Source organism: Halomicrococcus gelatinilyticus, from assembly GCA_024227995.1.
GTDB classification, from domain to species: Archaea; Halobacteriota; Halobacteria; order Halobacteriales; family Haladaptataceae; genus Halomicrococcus; species Halomicrococcus gelatinilyticus.
In genome coordinates, this window is the sequence record CP100465.1 from 1,673,494 (window position 1) to 1,693,117 (window position 19,624).

22 protein-coding genes are annotated in these 19,624 nt (G+C 69.3%); 7 read left to right on the forward strand and 15 right to left on the reverse strand.

The genetic code is table 11. The annotated features are described in order from the left end of the window. Positions 1-29: 29 nt before the first annotated feature. Positions 30-1,379 carry a hemolysin family protein gene (locus NKT36_RS08860; protein ID WP_407652162.1) on the reverse strand — a complete coding sequence of 450 codons (1,350 nt, stop codon included), beginning with the start codon at positions 1,377-1,379 and terminating at the stop codon, positions 30-32. Between the two features lie 166 nt (positions 1,380-1,545). On the opposite strand from NKT36_RS08860, the gene NKT36_RS08865 reads away from it, so the two are divergent. From NKT36_RS08865 to NKT36_RS08875, 3 genes are all read left to right on the forward strand, one after another. After that, positions 1,546-1,821 carry a glutathione S-transferase N-terminal domain-containing protein gene (locus tag NKT36_RS08865; RefSeq protein WP_327050689.1) on the forward strand — a complete coding sequence of 92 codons (276 nt, stop codon included), beginning with the start codon at positions 1,546-1,548 and terminating at the stop codon, positions 1,819-1,821. Beyond that, complete coding sequence (locus tag NKT36_RS08870) at positions 1,818-2,330, forward strand: redoxin domain-containing protein (protein WP_407652163.1); 513 nt, start codon at positions 1,818-1,820, stop codon at positions 2,328-2,330. Before NKT36_RS08865 ends, NKT36_RS08870 begins: the two co-directional genes overlap by 4 nt. A gap of 70 nt (positions 2,331-2,400) precedes the next feature. Then, positions 2,401-2,982: an L-threonylcarbamoyladenylate synthase gene (locus NKT36_RS08875; RefSeq protein WP_327050691.1), complete on the forward strand. Its 582-nt coding sequence runs from the start codon at positions 2,401-2,403 to the stop codon at positions 2,980-2,982. On the opposite strand, the gene NKT36_RS08880 is transcribed toward NKT36_RS08875, so the two are convergent. Continuing rightward, on the reverse strand, positions 2,968-3,624 hold the full coding sequence (locus NKT36_RS08880; RefSeq protein ID WP_327050692.1) for a CRISPR-associated protein Cas4: 657 nt from the start codon (positions 3,622-3,624) through the stop codon (positions 2,968-2,970). The genes NKT36_RS08875 and NKT36_RS08880 overlap by 15 nt on opposite strands. 169 nt (positions 3,625-3,793) lie before the next feature. On the opposite strand from NKT36_RS08880, the gene NKT36_RS08885 reads away from it, so the two are divergent. Both NKT36_RS08885 and NKT36_RS08890 read left to right on the forward strand, forming a co-directional pair. After that, on the forward strand, positions 3,794-4,555 hold the full coding sequence (locus tag NKT36_RS08885; protein WP_327050693.1) for an Sjogren's syndrome/scleroderma autoantigen 1 family protein: 762 nt from the start codon (positions 3,794-3,796) through the stop codon (positions 4,553-4,555). A gap of 24 nt (positions 4,556-4,579) precedes the next feature. After that, positions 4,580-4,972, forward strand: a complete 393-nt coding sequence (locus NKT36_RS08890; protein ID WP_327050694.1) for a universal stress protein — start codon at positions 4,580-4,582, stop codon at positions 4,970-4,972. A gap of 30 nt (positions 4,973-5,002) precedes the next feature. On the opposite strand, the gene NKT36_RS08895 is transcribed toward NKT36_RS08890, so the two are convergent. From NKT36_RS08895 to NKT36_RS08920, 6 genes are all read right to left on the reverse strand, one after another. Beyond that, a complete protein-coding gene (locus NKT36_RS08895) occupies positions 5,003-5,230 on the reverse strand; it encodes a hypothetical protein (RefSeq protein ID WP_327050695.1) in 228 nt (75 codons plus the stop codon). Positions 5,231-5,586: 356 nt separating this feature from the next. Then, positions 5,587-7,938 (reverse strand): DEAD/DEAH box helicase, encoded by a 2,352-nt coding sequence (locus NKT36_RS08900; protein ID WP_327050696.1) that lies wholly within the window; start codon positions 7,936-7,938, stop codon positions 5,587-5,589. 69 nt (positions 7,939-8,007) lie between these two features. Beyond that, positions 8,008-8,604: an HAD family hydrolase gene (locus tag NKT36_RS08905; RefSeq protein ID WP_327050697.1), complete on the reverse strand. Its 597-nt coding sequence runs from the start codon at positions 8,602-8,604 to the stop codon at positions 8,008-8,010. 50 nt (positions 8,605-8,654) lie between these two features. Further along, on the reverse strand, positions 8,655-9,767 hold the full coding sequence (locus NKT36_RS08910; RefSeq protein ID WP_327050698.1) for a M23 family metallopeptidase: 1,113 nt from the start codon (positions 9,765-9,767) through the stop codon (positions 8,655-8,657). A 73-nt stretch (positions 9,768-9,840) separates the two neighbouring features. Further along, complete coding sequence (locus tag NKT36_RS08915) at positions 9,841-10,383, reverse strand: metalloprotease family protein (protein ID WP_327050699.1); 543 nt, start codon at positions 10,381-10,383, stop codon at positions 9,841-9,843. Positions 10,384-10,449: 66 nt separating this feature from the next. Then, a complete protein-coding gene (locus tag NKT36_RS08920; protein WP_327050700.1) occupies positions 10,450-11,340 on the reverse strand; it encodes a winged helix-turn-helix domain-containing protein in 891 nt (296 codons plus the stop codon). Positions 11,341-11,464: 124 nt separating this feature from the next. On the opposite strand from NKT36_RS08920, the gene NKT36_RS08925 reads away from it, so the two are divergent. Further along, positions 11,465-11,884: a hypothetical protein gene (locus tag NKT36_RS08925; protein ID WP_327050701.1), complete on the forward strand. Its 420-nt coding sequence runs from the start codon at positions 11,465-11,467 to the stop codon at positions 11,882-11,884. Positions 11,885-11,896: 12 nt separating this feature from the next. Here NKT36_RS08925 and NKT36_RS08930 read toward each other — a convergent pair whose 3' ends face one another. The 3 genes from NKT36_RS08930 to NKT36_RS08940 are packed head-to-tail and all read right to left on the reverse strand — an operon-like array spanning position 11,897 to position 15,101. Beyond that, the gene (locus NKT36_RS08930) at positions 11,897-12,472 is read right to left on the reverse strand and encodes a dolichol kinase (RefSeq protein WP_327050702.1); all 576 of its coding nucleotides are present in this window, start codon (positions 12,470-12,472) and stop codon (positions 11,897-11,899) included. A gap of 2 nt (positions 12,473-12,474) precedes the next feature. Further along, positions 12,475-14,256, reverse strand: a complete 1,782-nt coding sequence (glyS, locus tag NKT36_RS08935; RefSeq protein ID WP_327050703.1) for a glycine--tRNA ligase — start codon at positions 14,254-14,256, stop codon at positions 12,475-12,477. Then, the gene (locus NKT36_RS08940; protein WP_327050704.1) at positions 14,253-15,101 is read right to left on the reverse strand and encodes a CBS domain-containing protein; all 849 of its coding nucleotides are present in this window, start codon (positions 15,099-15,101) and stop codon (positions 14,253-14,255) included. Before NKT36_RS08940 ends, glyS begins: the two co-directional genes overlap by 4 nt. A gap of 149 nt (positions 15,102-15,250) precedes the next feature. Here NKT36_RS08940 and NKT36_RS08945 point away from each other — a divergent pair, with 149 nt between their 5' ends. After that, entirely contained in the window at positions 15,251-16,048 is a 798-nt protein-coding gene (locus tag NKT36_RS08945; protein ID WP_327050705.1) for an alpha/beta fold hydrolase, read from the forward strand. Between the two features lie 120 nt (positions 16,049-16,168). On the opposite strand, the gene NKT36_RS08950 is transcribed toward NKT36_RS08945, so the two are convergent. The 4 genes from NKT36_RS08950 to NKT36_RS08965 are packed head-to-tail and all read right to left on the reverse strand — an operon-like array spanning position 16,169 to position 19,623. Beyond that, positions 16,169-16,717: a DUF7529 family protein gene (locus NKT36_RS08950; protein WP_327050706.1), complete on the reverse strand. Its 549-nt coding sequence runs from the start codon at positions 16,715-16,717 to the stop codon at positions 16,169-16,171. 37 nt (positions 16,718-16,754) lie between these two features. Continuing rightward, positions 16,755-17,207: a DUF7555 family protein gene (locus NKT36_RS08955; RefSeq protein WP_327050707.1), complete on the reverse strand. Its 453-nt coding sequence runs from the start codon at positions 17,205-17,207 to the stop codon at positions 16,755-16,757. Beyond that, on the reverse strand, positions 17,207-18,547 hold the full coding sequence (locus tag NKT36_RS08960) for an ABC transporter ATP-binding protein (RefSeq protein WP_327050708.1): 1,341 nt from the start codon (positions 18,545-18,547) through the stop codon (positions 17,207-17,209). Before NKT36_RS08960 ends, NKT36_RS08955 begins: the two co-directional genes overlap by 1 nt. Then, positions 18,544-19,623 carry an ABC transporter ATP-binding protein gene (locus tag NKT36_RS08965; protein ID WP_327050709.1) on the reverse strand — a complete coding sequence of 360 codons (1,080 nt, stop codon included), beginning with the start codon at positions 19,621-19,623 and terminating at the stop codon, positions 18,544-18,546. Before NKT36_RS08965 ends, NKT36_RS08960 begins: the two co-directional genes overlap by 4 nt. Position 19,624: the final 1 nt, after the last annotated feature.

A 19,624-nucleotide genomic window follows, 5' to 3' on the forward strand; every position in this document is an offset into this window, starting at 1 on the left:
TCTCCTTCGATTCTCGCTTTCCTCCCTTCTCACTCGGTGCTCGGTTCGACGCTCTCCTCGACCGCGCCCGCGTTCTCGCCGTTCTCTGACTCACCGTCCGTCTCCAGGCGCGTGATTCGCGCCTTCATGATGCGGGTGTTCTCGACCTGCTCGACGTGGAGTCGGACGCCGTCGTAGTCGATGTTCTCGCCCTCCTCGACGAGGCGGCCGGCGCGGTTGAAGATGAAGCCGGCGATGGTCTCGAACTCCTCGCCCTCGGGGAGTTCGATGTCCATGACCTCGTTGACCTCGTCGATGTTGAGCTCGCCGCGGACGACGACCGTGTCGTCGTCGACGTACTCGATGGGCTCCTCCTCCTCGCCCTCGAGGATGTCGCCGACGATCTCCTCGATCATGTCCTCCATCGTCACGAGCCCCTCGGTCGTCCCGAACTCGTCGATGACGATGACCATCTGGAGGCGGTTGTCGCGCATCTCAGCGAGCAGTTCGTCGACGTTCTTGCTCTCGGGGACGTGGAGCGTCGGCTGGATGACGTCGTCGATGTCGAGGCCGTCCGCCTCGCCGTACTGCTGTTCGCGGACGAGGTCGCGGATGTGGATGACGCCGATGACGTTGTCGAGGCTTCCCTCGTAGACGGGGACGCGCTCGTGGCCCGACTGGACGAGCGTCTGGAGCGCCTCCTCGACGGAGGCGTCCTTCGGCACGGCGGTCATGTCGAGGCGCGGCGTCATCACCTCCTTGGCGATGGTGTTGTTGAACCGGAAGATGCGCTGGAGCATCTCGCGCTCGTCCTCCTCGATGACGCCCTCGCGTTCGCCCGTCTCGATCATGTCCTGGATCTCGTCGCGGGTGACGTAGGAGGTCTCGATGGCCGAACGGCCGCCGGTGATGCGGTTGACGGCGCGCGTCAGGTAGTCGAACGTGACGACGAGTGGCAGCAGGAGGTACTCCGAGTACTTCAGCGGCCGCGCGATGCGGAGCGCCCACGATTCGGTGTTCTCGACAGCGTAGGACTTCGGTGCGCTCTCGCCGAACAGCAGGACGATGGCCGTGACCCCGAAGGTGGCGATGGCGACGGACTGGCTCTGGGAGAAGTTGAAGTAGGCGAGCAGTCCCGTCGCGATGCTGGACATCGCGATGTTGACGATGTTGTTCCCGACCAGGATGGTGACGAGCAGGCGGTGGGGGTCCTGTTTCAGTTTCGCGACCGTTTCCGCTCCCGGAACCTCGTCCTCCACCAGCGCCTCGACCCGGTGCTGGGCGAGCGAGAACATCGCTATCTCCGATGAGGAGAAGAACCCGGACAGAACGATGAGAACGATGATAGTTGCGACGCCACCCCACAGTACCAGACCCTGGGTGACACGTATACCAAGCATCTCGGCGAGGGGGACAGTCTGCGTGAGAGTTATGAATGTCGGAGAGAGCACCATTCGATGACCTACCTTGGTTGTCGGCGGGATTAACTCTTTATTCTTTTGCCGTTCAGTCGGCCCGCTCTGCCGCGAGCGAAGCCCTTACCCGCGTTTCGTTCGAACGTTCGCTATGAGCGCCGACACCGGCGACCCGCCGATCACGCTGTACCGTCTCCAGGCGTGTCCGTTCTGCGAGCGCGTGGTCCGCAAACTGCAGGAGTACGACGTCGCCTACCGGTCGCGGTTCGTCGAACCGATGCACAGCGACCGCAACGTCGTCAAGCGAATCAGCGGCAAACGCACGGTTCCGGCCATCGTCGACGAGAACACCGGCGTCACGATGAGCGAGAGCGCGAACATCGTCGAGTATCTCGACGCCACCTACGGCGACGGAGGTGCCGAGTGATGGACTTCGACGTCGTCGACCTCGGCGAGACCGACCACCCCAGGGTGGGCGAAACCGCGCCCGACTTCACCCGGCCGCTGGTGAACGACGAGTACTGGGAGGACGTGGCGCTGTCGACGCTGACGGACGAAGGACCGACGCTGCTCGTCTTCTACACGATGGACGGCGCGTTCCCGGGGACGTACATGTGGGACGAACTCGCCGACCGTGCGTGGGACGACGAGTACGACGTCCGCGTCGTCGGCTGTTCCATCTCGACGCCGTACGAACACGCGTCGCTCATCGAGGACCGCGACATGGACTACGACCTCTTCAGCGACCCGGCCGCCACCGTCGCCGACGAGTACGGCGTCGTCCACGACCTCGACGACATGACGGGCGTCCGCGAGCACCGCCCCGCCGTCTTCCTGCTCGACTCCGACCGCACCGTCCGGTACGCCTGGGTGGCGACCGAGTGGCCCGAGTTCCCCGACTACGACGCCATCGAGGACGCGCTCGCCGACCTGTAGCCGGCTCGAACGCCGGACGCCCCCGTCGCCGAACGCTACGCTTTTTCCGTCCGACGGCGGAACGTCGGCCATGGAGGACATCGAACGCGCCGCGGACGCGCTCCGGCGCGGCGACCTCGTCGTCTACCCGACTGAGACCGTCTACGGCCTCGGCGCCGACGCCCTGGACGAGACCGCCGTCGAGCGCGTGTTCGACGCGAAGCGACGGTCGCGCGAGAACCCCGTCTCGCTCGCCGTCCCCGACGTCGCGACTGCGCTGGAGTACGTCGACCCCACCGAGCGCGAGCAGGCGTTCATGGACGAGTTCCTTCCCGGGCCGGTGACGGTGCTCTGCCGGAGGACCGACGCCGTCCCCGACGTCCTCACCGCGGGCCGGGAGTGCGTCGGCGTCCGCGTGCCCGACCACGACCTCGCGCTCGAACTCCTGGCGCGGGTCGCCCCCATCACGGCCACGAGCGCGAACGTCAGCGGCCGCGAGAGCGTGCGTCGCCCTGCCGACCTCGACCGCGAGATACGTGACGCCGCCGCGGTCGTCCTGGACGGTGGCGAAACTGGCGACACCGGCAGCACCGTCGTCGACGTCGAGCGCGGCGAGATACTCCGACGGGGCGCCAACGCCGACGCGGTCGAGACGTGGCTAGCCGAGCAGTGACCGTAGCGACCGCGTCCGCACGCCGCACTCCTCGCGGTACTCGCAGGCGTCACATTTCGCGTCGCCCCGCAGTCGCGGGGGCGGTCCGTCGATGGCTCGCGCAGTTCTGAGCGCGGACCGGTACGCCGCCTTGCGCCGGGTCGTGAGCCGTACCTCTCGGACGACGCCGTGGGTCGGGTACTCGACGAACGCGCGCTCGACGGGTCGTTCGTGCTCCCACGCGAGCGCCTTCGCGGCGGCGACGGTGCGGACGCTCTGTGGCTCCCAGACGCCCTCCGGGGGTGGGTCGCCGGTGAACACCATCGACGGCACGGGACCGTCGCGGTCGAGCACCTTGTGGACGACGCCGCGGCAGTCCTTGCCCGCGACGAGGCGCTCGCGCTCGGCAGGGTCGCACAGGTCGGGCCACGCGTCGCAGTCGGCGGCGCGGTCGAGGTTCGCCCGATACTCGTCCGGCGGGAGTGCTGTCGGTAGGGCGGCGAGGTCGGCGTCCGGGGCGTCCAGCAGGCGCTCGTACTCGAACGCGAGTTCGCGGCGCTCGGCGACGCGCTCGGGCACGGTCACCTCGTCGCGGCGGCGGTAGTAGAGCTTCCGGGGGCAGTACGCGGCGGTTTCGAGGTCGGTGAACGGGAACGGCGACACGTCGGCGTTGGTCCCGGCATGGTACTTGAAGATCCGGCCGCGCTCGCAGGTCGCGTCCGGGCGTCCAGGGGACGGAGCCGTCGAGCGTCGTGCGGCACAACGCCGCCCTCACGGGCCGAGAACGGCGCGGAGGGAAAGGCGCAAGAGGACGGCGTTCCATTCGTGACATATGAGCGACTTCGACAAGGAAGCCGAGCGGGAGAAGCTCCGACGGAAGTACGAGTCGGAGCAGGAGGACCGGAAGACGACCCAGCAGATGAGCGAGTTGCTGTTGCAGGGTGCGACGATGACCAGCAAGCACTGCGACACCTGCGGTGACCCGATTTTCCGCTACGAGGGGACGGAGTTCTGTCCGACCTGCCAGCAGGAGACGGGTGCGGCCAGCGACCCCGGCGAGCCGTCGGAGTCTGGCGGCGACGCCGCCTCGTCGGACGAGTCGGCGCAGTCAGAGCAGGACGCGGCGGCCGGGTCCACGCGGGGCGACGTCGCGGCTGACGGGGTGACGGACGACGCCGCGGCGGCCGAACCGCAGGCAGAGCCGGTGGACGGCGGAGAGCCGACGCCGGAGGCCGACGCCACCACGTCGCCGTCGCAGCACGCCCCGGAAGCGCCACAGCGCGCGCCGCCGAGCCAGAGCGGAGGCTCCCGGGGTGCGCGGTCGCCCGCCGGTGCTGGCGGCGACCGGACCGCGCCCGGCCGGGTCGAACACGGCCGGGCGGCGGCACCGCCGGAGCGGAACGAGCGGTCGGCCGGACCGCAGCGCCGCGACGCGGGCGACCTCGGCGAGGCCCGCGCGGCGCTGGTGCGGAAGCTGACCCGCCTCGCCCGGGAGGCCGAGGAGACCGACGACGTCGCGCGCGCTCGCGACCTGCTCGCCGCCACGCGCGAGGCGGCGGAGGCGGTGGCCGCGCTCGACCGGGCAAACCGTTAAACCAACTTCGCCCAACGATACGCTATGAACATCTTCGCACCTATCGACGGTTCGGAGTGCAGTACGCGAGCGCTCAGGTTCGCCGCCGAGATGACCCGCAACTTCGACGCGTCGCTCCACGTCGTCCACTTCACCGACGAGGAGACGGACGCGACCGACGCTATCCTCGACAACGCCCGCGAGATCCTGGACGAGAACGGCATCCAGACCGAACCGGAGCTGTCGACCGACGTGCGCCTGGAGTTCCGCCCCGCCGAACGCGTGGGCAAGGACATCCTCGACCTCGTCGAGCAGCGCGGCTACGACCACGTCGTCATGGGCCACCACGGCTCCGGCGCTGTCGAACGCGCCATCGTGGGCAGCGCTGCCGAGACGGTGCTTCGTTCGGAGAAGGTGTCCGTGACGGTCGTCCCGTAGCGTCTGGGCTCACCGGGCCGTCGCTGCCGTTCAGTCGTCGCCGGTGCGGAACCAGACGCTCACCGGGCGTCCGAGCCAGTCGAGCGCACGGACGACGTCGGGGTCGAACTCTTCCGGGACCTCCCCCTCGACGACGTCGTGCTGCGGTTCGCCGTACCGGTGCCACTCCTCGACCGGCCCGCCGTCGGTCTCGTGCTGGGGCTCCCCGTACAGCGCGTCGACCTCGGGTTCCGTACTGTCGTCTTCGGTGAGCATCATCCTGTACGGCGTCAATGGATACGAGCCGTTTAATGTCGATTGACCGTTCAGGCCGTTTTCGTCACCCGTGACTAACCGTTTTACTCGGCACGTACCGATTTCTTTCGACACGGAACGCATAACGATAGCTGCGGACGCGAAGGCGGTAATTTCGCGAAGTAACGAGCAGTTGTGACCGGTTCCGTCTCCTGATGGTCGCACGCACCGTCAGGTCGGCGTCGAAACGTCGCGTCGGTCCGTCGAAACCGTCCGTTTGTTCCCGAAACGAGGCCCGTCCGGTCGGCGTCTCGCCCACCGACGGGTGACCCACCGACGAACGGAGACGTGCTCCTGCACGCGACCGACCCAACGGTCCGTTACCCCTCGTAATCGCTGGCGACGACCTCGCGGATGCGGTCCGCGGTGACCTGACCGACGCCCTCCACGTCGAGCAGTTCCTCCTCCGACGCGGTCATGACGGCCTCGACGCTGCCGAGCGCGGCTAGCAGCGACCGCGCGGTCACGGGGCCGATGTCGGCGATGGACGCGACGACGTACTCCTGCTGTTCGGCGAGCGTCTTCGCCTGCTTCTCGCCGTGGACGGACACCTCGCGGTCGCTGGTCTCCTGCTCGCGCGCGGCGACGACCTCCAGCAGGTCGGCGGTGTCGTCCTCGTCCTCGGTCCGGAGGACGCTGACGCCGAAGTCGACCGCGAGCGACGCCAGCGCGCCGCGGACCGCGTTCGGGTGGACGTTGCGCTGCTCGTACAGGCCCTCGCCCTCCAGCACGAGCACGGGTCGGGAGTAGTGGCGGGTCATGTCGCCGACCTGCTCGAACACCGAGCGGTCGCCGCCGACCAGCGAGTCGAGGAAGTCGCTCACCGACTTGCGCTCGACCGCCACCCGGTCGCTGCAGATGTAGTCGCCGACGGCCAGCGTCTCCAGGCGCACGTCGACCTCGTCGCGCGCCGAGAGGTCGCGGGCGATGTTCGCGTCGAGTTCGCGCTGGTCGGCGACAATCTCGGTGGCGTCCTCGCCGCGCGCCGTGGGGACCGCGCCGTCGAGGTCGTCGGCGTCCGTCGGTTGGGACTCCTCGGCGTACTCTTCGAGGCCGTGGCCGACCTCGCTCGTCGCGTCGTCGTCGAAGTCGCCGAGCGTCTGCTGGCTGTCGTCCAGTTCCGCCTCGACCTCGTCGGCGACCCCTTTCAGTTCGCGCAGTTCCTCCTCCATCTCGTCCTCGCGGCGCTGGGCGATCCAGAAGTACGCCTCGTCGCGGGTGTCCTCTGCGAGCAGGACGACGACGCGGCCCTGGGCCTGCCGGCCGGTCCGCCCTTTGCGCTGGATGGACCGGACGGCGGTCGGTACGGGTTCGTAGAACAGCACGAGGTCGACCTCCGGCACGTCCAGCCCTTCCTCGGCGACGGAGGTGGAGACCAGCACCTCGAACTCGCCAGCGCGGAACCGGTCGAGAGTCTCCTGTTGCTCCTTCTGGGTCATGCCGTCGCTGCCGTCCTTGTCGCCCTGGCCGACGAACCGCTGGGCGGTGAAGTGCTCGCTGAAGAACTCCGTCAGCGTCTCGGCGGTGTCCCGCGACTCGGTGAAGACGATGATGCGCTCGCCGCCGTCGACGAGCGCCTGCGCGACGTTCGCGTGCGCCTTCCGGAACTTGGGGTGGCGCTCGTCGTACGCCTCGGCCTTCCGCATCGCCTCCTGCACCTTCGGTTCGGAGACGAACCGCTGGCTCGCCTTCGACGCGCCCGAACTCCGCGCGGCGTTGCGCTGGCGCTCGAAGTACCGCCGCAGCGACTCGACGCTCTGGGTTTCGACGAGTTCGACCGCGCGCCGCAGCTTCATCACCTCGGCGTGGGCGGACATCCCCTTGTACCCCTCCGACTGGTCGTTGTCGATGAGCTTCTGGAGTTCGCCCCGGACCGCGTTCAGGTCCTTCTGGGAGATGTCGGGCCGGGTCGTGTTGACGACGCCGAGTTCCTTCAGGCGTTCGAGGCGGTCGCTGATGACCTCGTTCAGCGCGTCGCGTATCTCCACCACCTCGTCGGGAAGCTCGACCCGCACCCACTCGACGTCCGTGTCGTGGGTGTACTCGGCGACGTCGCTGTCCTCCTCGGTCATCACCTCGACCTCGCGGATGCCGAGGTTCTCACAGACCTCCAGGATGGACTCCTCGTCGCCGCCCGGCGAGGCGCTCATCCCCGTCACGAGCGGGGCCTCGGCGTCGGCGTGGTAGCGCTCGGCGATGTAGTTGTACGCGTAGTCGCCGGTCGCGCGGTGGCACTCGTCGAACGTGACGTGGGTGACCGGGCCGAGGTCGACGCGCCCGCCGACGAGGTCGTTCTCGACGACCTGCGGCGTGGCGATGACGACCTGTGCGTCGCGCCAGAGCTCGCTGCGCTCCTCGGGGCGGACCTCGCCGGTGAAGACGACGACGTCCTCGTCGGGAATCGCCAGCGCCTCGCGGTAGAACTCCGCGTGCTGGTTGACGAGCGGCTTCGTCGGCGCGAGCAGCAGCGACTTGCCGCCGACCTCGTTCAGCCGCTCGGCGGTGACGAGCAGGCTGACGGTCGTCTTCCCCAGCCCCGTCGGCAGGCAGACGAGCGTGTGCTCGTTGCGCGCCGTGCCGGCGAGCTGGATCTGGTAGAGGCGTCGCTCGATGAACTCGGGGACGAGCAGCGGGTGGTCCACGTAGTCGGTCTCCGCGTCCGTGGCAGCCATTCGTCGGTCGTTAGTCGTGAAGCGATTAAAGGGTTCGCGTAGCAGGGTGGAAGTAAAGCCCGCCGGCGGTCACTGCCAGTCGAGCGCGCCGGGGAGGTCGTCGAACCCGCCGCCGTCGTACCGGCGTGCGATCCACCCGGCGTCGCGCGCCCCCGCCACGTCGGCGTCGGAATCGCCGACCATCGCGTACTCGTCGGCGGGCAGTCGCTCCTCCGCGAGGCGGAACGGTTCGGGGTCGGGCTTGTGCGCACCGGCCTCGTACGACGCGACGACGGCGTCGAAGTGCTCCGCGATGCCGCTCGCCCGCAACTTCTCCAGTTGCCACTCGCGCAGGCCGTTCGTCAGCACGCCGAGCGCGTACTCGTCGGTCAGCCGCGAGAGCACGGCGTCGGCCTCCTCCGGTGTCCGGCACGCCTCGGCCTCCCGGGCCAGCAGCGCGTCCGCGAGCGCACCAGGGTCCGGGTCGAGGTCCGTCGCCGCGAACCCGGCCCGGATGGGGTCGGGGTCGCACGCCGCGAAGGAATCGTAGAACGCCTCGCTGTAGGTCTCGATGGCGTCGTCGGTCGCCTCCGCCCCGACCGCTTCGACGGCGTCGGCCAGCAGGTCCGCGTACTCCTGCTCGAAGTCGAGGAGGGTCCCGTCGAGGTCGAAGAAGATGGCTCGCATACACGCCGGTTCCGAGCGGGGGAAGATAGTTCCAGCGCCGACGCGCCCGGTCACTCGCGGGACGGACGCTCCGCGTCCGTCGTTCGCCCGTCGTCTCCCGCGCTCGCCACCCTTTCTTCCTCGTGGCCCAGCGGGGTCACCCGCTGCCCCTCGCGGACGTACGCCCGCTCGTGCGTCGTCGTCTCGCCGTCGGCGTCGCGTATCCGGAGGTCCGCGAAGTACACCGGCAGGCTCATCGCGCGGAAGAAGGAGGGGTGGTCCTGGACCTGGAAGTGGAGGTGGGGCTCCGTCGAGTTGCCGGAGTGGCCGCAGCGCGCGACGACGTCGCCGCGCTCGACGCGGTCGCCCGCCGAGACCGCGAGGCTTCCCTCCTGCAGGTGGGCGAGAACGCTGTACTCGCCGTCGGCGTGCTCGATGGTCAGGTAGTTCCCGCGCAGGTCCCGCTGGAGCGGGTCCAGCCAGCCGCCGGCGCGGTGGTAGTCGCGGTGGCCGTCGCTGGCTGCGACGACGACGCCGTCCGCCGGCGCGACCACCGGCTCGCCGTAGCAGTGGTAGTCCTCCGGCCGCTCGCCGTCCCCTTCGAACGACCGCCCGTCGTCGGTCACGACCAGGTCGCAGGCGTATCGCTGGGCGAGCATCCCCCACGAGTGGGAGTGTTCGCGCGTCGGCCCGCCGTTGACGACGGTCCACTCCCCTTCGACCGGGAGTCGGTAGTCGACCTGCTGGTCGTACCGCTCGGCGTTCGGCAGCCGGAACCGGTAACGCAGCAGGACGGGGACGTGGCCGGCGAGCTGGGACAGCCCCTTCAGCTGGAGGAACGGGTTGAGCTGGATGTACGCCGTCGACACGAGCGGCCGCAGTCTCGACCGCGTGCCCATCCGGATCCAGTCCGTCGGGCTCTCGTCGCTGCCCGGCGACGGCAGGAACCCCCTGAGCATCGGCACGAACCCGAACAGTCCGAACAGGTAGAACGTCTCCATCCACTCCAGCGACGGGACCAGCGTGCCGGGAACCCCGAGGAAGAAGAGTAGTGCCAGGTACGTCGGGTCGGGCAGTCGCGAGCGCAGGCCGCCCGCCCGCTCGACCGTCGGCTGTTCCGGGAGCGACTCGTCCACGGACCGTTCGCCGGCGCGACCTTCGGGTGCGGTCGTCGTGTCGGTCATGGGTGAACGTGAAGACGGCCGGTTCGGCCTTCAGCGCTTGGCGAACGGATTTTCTATTCGCGCTCTTACACGTTCACTGCGCCGGGTCGGCGACGGCCATCGCCTCGGGATGTCGCCAGGCCTCGACGAGGGGTGGGACGTCCGTCGAGACCAGCAGCAGGCCGACGACGCCGACGAACGCCGCGAGCGCGCTGCCGGTCGCGAGGGCGAGCGCGGCGGGAAGCAAGCCGAGCACGACTCCGGGCGCAGCGACGCCGGCGTAGTAGGCCCGGCGGCGCAGCGGGCGCGCCGGGTGGACCGAGTGGTGCAGCGGGTCGAGGCCGTCGTCGAAGTCGAGGCCGACCTCGACCGCGATCTCGTCCCACGAGAGGCCGCCGAGGATGGCGTAGGCGACGGCGTGGACGGCCTCGTGGAGGACGACGAGACCGATCATGACGCCGAACTGGAGGACGACGCCGTACCGCCCGAGTGCGTCGGTGTAGGTCAGGTACCGGTCGAGTCCGTAGGTCGCGACGTAGGTCCCGCCGAACGCCACGGCGGCCGTCACCGCGACGGCGGTCGACCGCGCCGTTCCCCACCCCGCCTCGTCGCACTCCGGGTCGGGGTCCACGTACATGCTCGTCCCGTCGGTACGGTTCCCGGGGTCTTCAGCGTTGGCCGCTTCCGGGAAGAGTGGTGGGTCTCACGTCGTCTCGTCGGGCGCATCCACTGCCACGACGTCGCCGCGGTCGTCGACGGTGGCGCGGAGTCGCTCCTCGCCGAGCGAGACGTCGAACTCGACGCGGACGGGGTCGTCGGCGACGACGGTGCCGCCCGCGTCGTCGCCGACGAAGGGGAACTCCCAGACGTGGTCGTCGCGGAGCGTGAGCCCGTGTCGGCGGCAGAACGCCGCCACGGCCGGGTCGACGAGCAGGCAGAAGCTGACCGGGCCGGCGATTCGCGCGCCGCAGGTGTCGCAGACGGCCCGGAAGGTCGGCTGTTCCGACCCGTCCGTGACGGCGACCGCCGTCTCGATGGGGTCGTAGCACTGCGGGCAGGCGCCGGCCAGCGCCTGCTCGATGGCCTGGAAGGCCAGCAACTCCGCGAGGTCGACGACGTCGGGCAGCGAGGCGTCGGCGGCGGCGTTCGGGGGGACGCTCCACTGGAACAGCGGGTGGTCCTCACCGCAGGTCACGAAGCAGGCACCGCTCCGGAAGCTCGCGACAGCCGGCCGACCGCAGAACGGGCAGTCGCTGTCGAGTTCGACCGGCCCCTTCGAGACGTCGTCGGTGTAGGTGCCCGCGAGGATGGCGGCCACCACCTGCAGACCGGCGTGGGTGAGGCGGTAGCCGCTGTCGGTCTTCTCGACGAAGTTGGGGCGGAGTTCGTTGAGGTGGTAGCGGAACCGCCCCGAGTCGCGGACGCCGACGCCCTTGCGCAGGTCGGCGAAACCCGTCACTTCCTCGCCGGTCGTCCGGCGGTGCGCGCTCAGTTCCCGGAGGATGTCGACCCGGAGCGGGTCGCTGAGCGCCGCGAACGCGTCGGCCGGGTCGGCACGGCGGCCGTCCGTCTCGTCCTCGTCTGGCGCGGTCATCCTTGTCTCCTGCGCGAACGACGTTCGCGCCGTCGTCCGCACCTACCGGCCCAGGGGCCATAGTTCTGCGCCCTGCCGCGCGAAGCGAAATCCTGTTACCGGGCGCTGACACAACTGCCGGCTGATGGGAACGAACGGGTCGACGCCGGTCGAGCGGGCGAAGGCCACGCTCGGCGCACTGTTCACCGCGGAGTCGCCCGGGAGCTACCGCGACTGCTGGCGGCTGTTCGCGCGCAACTTCCTGCCGCTCGCGGTCTTCTACTCGCTCCCCTACGCCCTCGTCGGCGACGTGGCGAAGGCCGTCGTCTACGCGCTGGCGTTCCCGGCGCTCGGGTTCGCGCTCACCCTCGGGTTCGCCGCCCAGGCGGGCGAACGTCGGCACGCCGCGCTCTCGCTGGTCGGCGGCGCGGCCTACCTCGCGCTCGTCGTCCGCCTGTCGCCCGTCGCGAGCGCCGTCGGCGACCTGCCGTGGCTGGCGCTGTTCTTCGGCTGGCTCCTGTTCGTGCTCGTGCTGGTGGGGTACGCCGTCCCCAGGCGGCGCTGACGAGCGCGGCGACTACACCAGGGTCGGCAGGTAGCGGACGGCGAGGAACATGGCGACGCCTGCGCCGATGGGGATGGTGAGGTTGTCGTCGATGACGTAGCCGGCGATGACGGGCTTCACGCCGTCGGCGAGCGTGGCGACCAGCGCGCCCAGCACCGCCGCCACCAGCGGCAGGGTGAACAGCGACGCGATGCCGACGCAGACGGCGAACGTGACGAGCAGGGTGTGGCCGGCCTTCACGCCGAGTTCGCCCGACCCGAGGACGCCGCTGATGGGGTCGGCGACGGTGAGCATCAGTATCGCCGGGACGGCGACGTCGGGCGGGAACGCGAACGCCGTGACCGTCATCCCGAAGGCGTAGAGGGCGTACCCCGCGAGGTTCTCCTGTTCGTACTCGCGGGTGAGCTCCTCGAAGATGCGCCAGTCGAGGCCGACGAACAGCCGGATTGCTTCGAGCACGACCGCGGACACCGACCCGAGCAGCAGCAGCCACCGCAACTGCTGCCACGTGAGCAGGTTCAGCAGGTAGAGGGCGGGCAGGCCGGTCCCGCTGACGTGCACGAGACGACGCTTGATTTCGCTGTGCACGGCTACCGCAGGTCGTCGAACGACCGCTCGCCGGCGCGGAGGTCGGCGAGCAGATGGGGCAGGTCGTCGATGGCGACCCGGACCTGGTCGGTCGAGTCGCGTTCCCGCAGCGTGACGGTGCCTGCTCGCGGTTCATCACCGCTCGCGCTGTCCGAGGCGCGTCGCGCCTCGCCGTCTTCGAGGCTCTCGTAGTCGACCGTCACGCAGTACGGCGTGCCGACCTCGTCCTGGCGGCGGTAGCGCCGCCCGATGTTGCCCGAGTCGTCGTAGGTCACGTCGATGCCGCGGGCGCGCAGGTCGGCCGCGAGGTCGCGCGCCAGTTCGCCCATGCCGTCCTTGTCCATCATCGGGAACACGCCGACGGTGGTCGGGGCGACCTCCGGTGGCAGGCGCAGCACCTGCCGTTCCTCGTCGTCGACCTCGTCGGTGTGGAGCGAGTGCGCCAGCACGCTGTAGACGACGCGACCGACGCCGAACGCGGGTTCGATGACGTGCGGCGTGACGTGCTCGCCGGACTCCGTGACCTCGTCGACGCTGAAGCCGGTCTTCTCGACGGGAACGGCGTGCTCCTCGCCGTCGACCTCGACGGTGACCTCATCGTCGTCAAACGCGGCGCGGTCGCGCTCGGCGAGCGTCTCGAGGGCGTCCGCGACGTCGGCCGCGGCACCGCCGAACTCGGGGCCGAGGTAGCTCATGTCGGGGTCGACCGTGACGCGCTCGACCGTCTTCGGCTCGTCGTACTGCTTGAAGACGGTGAAGTTCTCGTCGGAGTGTTTGGCGTGCTTTTCGAGGTCGTAGTCGGTCCGGTTGGCGACCCCTTCCAGTTCCACCCAGTCGCCGTCGACCTCGGCCTCGGCGTCCCAGCAGTCGGAGGCGTAGTGGGCGAGTTCGCCGGGCAGGTGCTGGCGGAAGCGGAACCGGTCCATGTCGACGCCGACGCGCTCGAACCAGCGCTTCGACACTGCGAGGAAGTAGGCGACCCACTCGCCGTTGACGACGCCCTCGTCGAGCGCCGCCTGCGGGGTGAGGTACTGGTACTCCTCGCCGTCGGCCTCCTGGCGCGCGGCGGAGTACAGCGGCAGTTCGACGTCGGCGACGGCGTCGAGGTCCGGGCGGTCCTCCTCGGGGTCGACGAACAGTTCCAGTTCGGCCATCGTGAACTCCCGGGCGCGCAGCAGCGCGTTCCGGGGGCTGATCTCGTTGCGGTAGCCGTTGCCGATCTGGGCGACGCCGAAGGGAAGCTGGTTGCGGGCGTACTCCTTGAGCCGCGGGAACTCGACGAACATGCCCTGGGCGGTCTCGGGGCGCAGGTACGCCGCCTGGCCGCTGCCCGGCCCGATCCCCGTCTCGAACATGAGGTTGAACTCCTCGACGGACTCGCCAGCGAGGTCGGCACCGCAGGACGGACACTCCAGGTCGAGGTCGGCGATCAGTTCCGCGACCTCCTCCGGCGGGTAGGTCTCGGCGTCCTCGACGTCGCTCGCGTCCTCGACGAGGTGGTCGGCGCGGTGGCTCTCGCCGCACTCGGGGCACTCGACGAGCATGTCGTCGAAGCCGTCGAGGTGGCCGGACGCCTCGAAGACGGGTTCGGGCGTCACCGTCGGCGCGTCGATCTCGACGTTGCCCTCGCGGACGACGAACCGGTCGCGCCACGCCTCCTCCACGTTGCGCTTCAGCGACGCACCTTGCGGCCCGTAGGTGTAGAACCCGGCGGCGCCGCCGTACGCCTCGTTCGACTGGAAGAAGTACCCGCGGCGCTTCGCCAGTTCGATCAGTTCGCTCATGTGAGCGCCTCCAGCAGGTTCACGTCGCGGACGATGCCCACGAGCTGGTCGCCCTGGACCAGCGGCACCTGCTCGACGTCGTTGCTGAGCATCGTCCGCGCCGTCTCGCGGGCGGTCTTGCGCCCCGTGACCGTCACCACGTCACCGGTCATGAAATCGCCGACGGGCGCGGAGGGAATCTCGACGTTCCGCGTCGGGATGTAGCTGTTCCCGACGGACTTGATGCCCTCCCACATCCAGTCGTCGTCCTCGTTGGCGATGCTCCCGCCGGTGTCGTCCTCGCCCTCGACGACCTGGGCGACGTCGATGATGTCGACCTCCGTCAGGACGCCGTCCATCTCGCCCTCGTCGTCCAGCACGACGGCGTAGGGGACGTTCGCGTAGAAGAGCTCGCGCTCGGCGACCGTCAGCGGCGTCTCGACGTACGTGGTGTTCACGTCGCGGGTCGCCAGGTCGCCGACCTCGGTTCCGCCGTCGGCTTCGCTCTCGGCGATGGCCCGCACCACGTCGGTGACGGTGATTATCCCCTCGAGCTGGCCGTCGACGACCGGGACGCGCCGGATACCCTCGTCGAGCATCAGCGCTGCCGCCTCCTCGACGGTCGTGTCGCGGGTGGTCGTCGCGACGTCCCGCATCAGCATCGCGAGCTGGTCCTCGTCGGGGTTCTCTATCAGGTCGTCGCGGGAGATGAGACCGCGGTACGTCTCGCCGTCGTCGGTCTGCTTGACGACGGGAACGGAGGAGAACGACCGCTCCTGCAGGTACTCGAGCACGTCGTCACGGGTGCCCGGGAGTTCGACCGTGACGACGTCGGAGCGAGGCGTCATCGCTTCGGCAACGTTCATACGCCCGGGGTACGGTTTCACCCTTCTTGTACCCTGCGAAGCGAGCAGTCGTGGCGCTCTGGCGCGCTCACCGCCGGAATCCCCCGCGTTCTGCAACGGCTCCCGGTCGGCCCGCAGAGCTATGCGCCGCGAGCGTCTACGTTCGTGGGATGCCGTACGAACGGTGCAACGGGGTCGACCTCTACTACGAGGACGAGGGCGACGGACGGCCTGTCGTCTACCTGCACGGGGTGATGGCGGGGCTGCGATTCTTCCACCACCAACTGTCGCCGTCGACAGACCATCGCGCCGTCGCGCTCGACTACCGCGGCCACGGACGCTCGGCGACGCCGGAGACCGGTCACACGGTCCCCCGGTACGCCCGCGACGTCGAGGCGTTCCTCGACCAACGCGGCCTCGACGACGTCGTCCTCGTCGGCTGGTCGATGGGGGCGCTCGTCGCCTGGGAGTACGCCGACCAGTTCGGCACCGACCGACTGGCCGGCATGGTCGTCGTCGACATGTCGGCGTCGCCGTTCCGGTGGGACGACTACGACCACGGCAGCGTCGACCTCGACGGACTGCAGGAGCGACTCGAACTCGTCCAGACGGACCCCGCCGACTTCACGGAACGACTCATCGACGCGGCGTTCGCGGGGTCGGTGTCGCCGCAGACACGACGGCTCGCGCGCGACGAACTGTCCCGTCCGTCGCCGCCGGTCAAGAGCGCGATACTCGCCGACTACACGCTGCGCGACTACCGCGACGTCCTCCCCGCGCTGGACGTCCCGGCGCTCGTGGTCGCCACGACCGACGAGACCTGGCGGACCGTCGCGGCGGTCGAACACGTCGCGTCGCTGCTCCCGGACGCCGACGTCGAGACGTTCGAGAACAGCGGCCACTGCCCGTTCCTCGAGGAGCCGGTGGCGTTCAACCGGCTCCTCGAGGAGTTCGTCGCGTCGCTGTAGGGGTCCGTGACGTCGGCAGCAACGAGTTCGTTCGCTAGCGCAGGACACCGGCGCGCCGAGGGGCCGTCGGGTGGCGCGTCGAGGGGCCGTTCGGTTGCACCAGGGGGCCGTCCGGCGGCGCTACGCGTCGCGCTCGGTGTAGTTCTTGTACCGCTGGGGGTTGGGGAAGAACTTCTCGTAGTCGTCGTGGCGGAACGAGCCGAGAACGGTCCCGTCGAGCGTCTGGACGTGGCTGTACATCTCCTCCTCCTCCATCGCGGTCGTCACGAGCGGCGGCGCGTACATCAGCTCGTACGTCCCGGCGACGAGGATGGCCGTCTCGGACCCGGGGTCGAGGAACTGGGTCAGCTGGAACACCCGCGACCCCATCTCGTTGCGGAACACGCGGTACTTCGGGAACGAACCCTCCTCGAACGCCTCGTCGAACTCGTCGGCGTAGTTGTCCGGGACGACGTATGCGAACCCGAACCGGTCGGTCTCGCCGGCGTCCGGGCTCTCCGGCGCGGTGTGACTCGCCGGTATCGCGACGACGTCCCACCCTTCGGCTTCGAGTTCCTCGGCCATGGCCTCCATGTCGTCGAGCGTCTGCTGCCAGGCGTTCTGTTCGACGTCGGCGTTGGCAGCGATGCGCTCGGCGTAGTCGGGGTCCTCGTCGCCAGCTTCTGGCATGTCGACACGTTCGCCGTCGACGAGGTAAAGCCTGTTGCTACGCGGCGACGCCGAAGACGGCCTCCATCACGAACGACGTCCCGAGCACCGCGAGACTCGACAGGAACAGCTTCAGCCCGACCGGCAGTCGCTCCTCGGGCGGGATGGAGTAGCGCGACAGCGGCGGAAGCCGCTGGACGGCGGCCTGGAACCTGGTCTGTTCGCGCGAGCCGATGGCGTCCATCCCGTCGTCCTTCCGGACGACCTCGACGCCGCCGTCGTCGGTCTTCTCGGTGTCCCACGGCCGCTGGGGCCGCAACTGGAACGTCGAGTAGCCGAACAGCAGGAGTCCGACCAGGAAGAGGACGTACTTCACGCCGACCAGGCCAGCGCCGACGAGCAGGCTCAGCACGAGCCCGACGAGGAAGACCAGACCGGTCACTGCGGCGGCGTAGACGAGCGCGTCGAGCGCCTGTCGCAGACGTCGCGGTGACCGGTCGACTCGTTCCATCAGCGCTGTGCGTACGGGGTGAACTCGTCCGGCGCCTCGTACTCGTCCTGGTGCCGGTGGCAGAGGCTGGTTCGCCCGCTGCTGCTGACGGCGTAATCGTCGGGGGAGTCGGTGTCGCAGGTACTCCCGAACACGTCGCGGAGGTACTCGCGGGCCTGCTGGTCGTCGTTGTGCTCGATGTAGTCTGCGGCCTCGTCGACGTGCTGCTGGACCGACGGCGGAACGTCGACGTCACCGAACAGCTCCGCGCGGATCTCGTCGATGTCGGAGTAGCGCGTCTCCATCCCCAGCAGCTCCTTCGCGCGATCGGTCAGGCTCCGGTCGGCGCGGGTCCGCTCGCGGACGACCTCCCGGAACACCTCGACGGCGACCCAGACGTCGTCGTCGACGTCCTGGAACTCCTCCGGGCGGATCTTCATGGGACAACGGGTGCTGAACGGACAGCCGGTCGGCGGGTCGCGCGGGCTCGGCGGGGTCCCACGGAGCGTGATGCGGTCCTTGTCGCTCGTCGGGTCCGGGTCCGGGATGGCCGACAGCAGCGACTGCGTGTAGGGGTTCTTCGGGCTCTGGAACAGCTCCTCGCTGTCGCCCAGCTCCATGATGTGGCCGAGGTACATCACGGCGACGCGGTCGCAGATGTGGCGCACGACGGAGAGGTCGTGGGCGATGAACAGGTACGTCAGTCCGAACTCCTCCTGGAGGTCCTCCAGGAGGTTGAGGATCTGGGCCTGCACGGAGACGTCGAGCGCGGAGACCGGCTCGTCGAGCACGACGAACTCCGGTTCGAGCGCGAGCGCGCGGGCGATGCCGATGCGCTGGCGCTGGCCGCCGGAGAACTGGTGCGGGTACCGGTAGTAGTGTTCGGGCTGGAGCCCGACGACGTCGAGCAGCTCGCGCACGCGAGCCCGGCGTTCCTGCGACGTCTTCCAGTCGTGGACGTCCAGCGGCTCGCGGACGATCTCGCCGACGGTCATCCGGTCGTTGAGGCTGGACTCGGGGTCCTGGAACACCATCTGGCTGTTGCGTCGCCACTCTTTCAGCTCGGTGCCGGAGAGCTGGGTGATGTCGGTGCCGTCGAACAGCACCTCGCCGGCCGTTGCCTCCTCGAGCTGGATCAGGGTGCGACCCAGCGTCGTCTTGCCGCAGCCGGACTCGCCGACGAGTCCGAGCGTCTCGCCGCGTTCGATGTTGAACGATACCCCGTCGACCGCTTTGACGGGGTTGTCGTCGACGAGGCCGCCCTCGCCGTAGTAGGTCTTCAGGTCGTTGACCTCGATGAGCGGTTCGCCGGTGGTGGCGCCGACCGCTTCCTCGGTCTGTCGTACGCTCTGTTCGCTCATAGTTCCTCCTCGCTCTCTTTGGCTTCGGCGCGATGCAGCTCCACGGCCTGGTCCTGCGTCACGTCCTCCGGGTACAGCAGGCACGCGGCCGCGTGGTCCCCGGCGTCGTCGTCGACCGCGACCGGGACCGGGTGGACCTTCTCGCACTCGTCGAACGCCTCGGGACACCGGGGCGCGAACCGGCAGTACGTCGCCGGTTCGTTCGGCGTCGGCACGTCGCCCTCGATGGTCGCCAGGCGGTCGGCCTCCGGGTTGTTCCCGGGGATGCTCTTCAGCAGCCCGCGCGTGTAGGGGTGGCGCGGGTTCTCGAACAGTTCGACGACGGGTGCGGTCTCGACGATCTCGCCCGCGTACATCACGTTCACGCGGTCCGCGATTTCGGCGATGACGCCCATGTCGTGCGTGATGAACATGATGGCCAGGTCGCGCTCCTCCTGGAGCTCCTGGAGGAGTTCGAGGATCTGGGCCTGGATGGTCACGTCGAGCGCGGTCGTCGGCTCGTCGCAGATGAGCAGCTCCGGGTCGCAGGCCAGCGCCATGGCGATGACCGCCCGCTGGCGCATCCCCCCGGAGAACTCGTGGGGGTACTCCTTGACGCGGCGTCCGGCGTCCGGGATGCCGACCGCCTCGAGCAGGTTGATGGCCTCCTCGGTCGCCTCGGTGCCGGTCAGGCCCTGGTGGAGGCGCAGCGCCTCCTTGATCTGGTTCCCGACGGTGTAGACGGGGTTGAGGCTCGTCAGCGGGTCCTGGAACACCATGGCGATGTCCCCGCCGCGCAGCTTGCGGTACTCCTCCTCGCTCTTGCCGGTCAGCTCCTCCCCGTCGAACCGGATGCTACTGTCGTCGAGGACGCGGCCCGGCGAGTCGACGAGGCCCATGATGGAGCGCGCGGTGACGCTCTTGCCGGACCCCGACTCGCCGACGATGCCGACCGTCTCGCCGCGCTCGATGTCGAAGGAGATGCCGTCGACGGCGCGGATGACCTCCTTGTCGGTGAAGAAGGCCGTCTGCAGGTTCTCTACCTCTAGCAGTGCGTCGCCGCGGGTCGTCGTCGTAGCGTACTCGTTCGTCGCCATG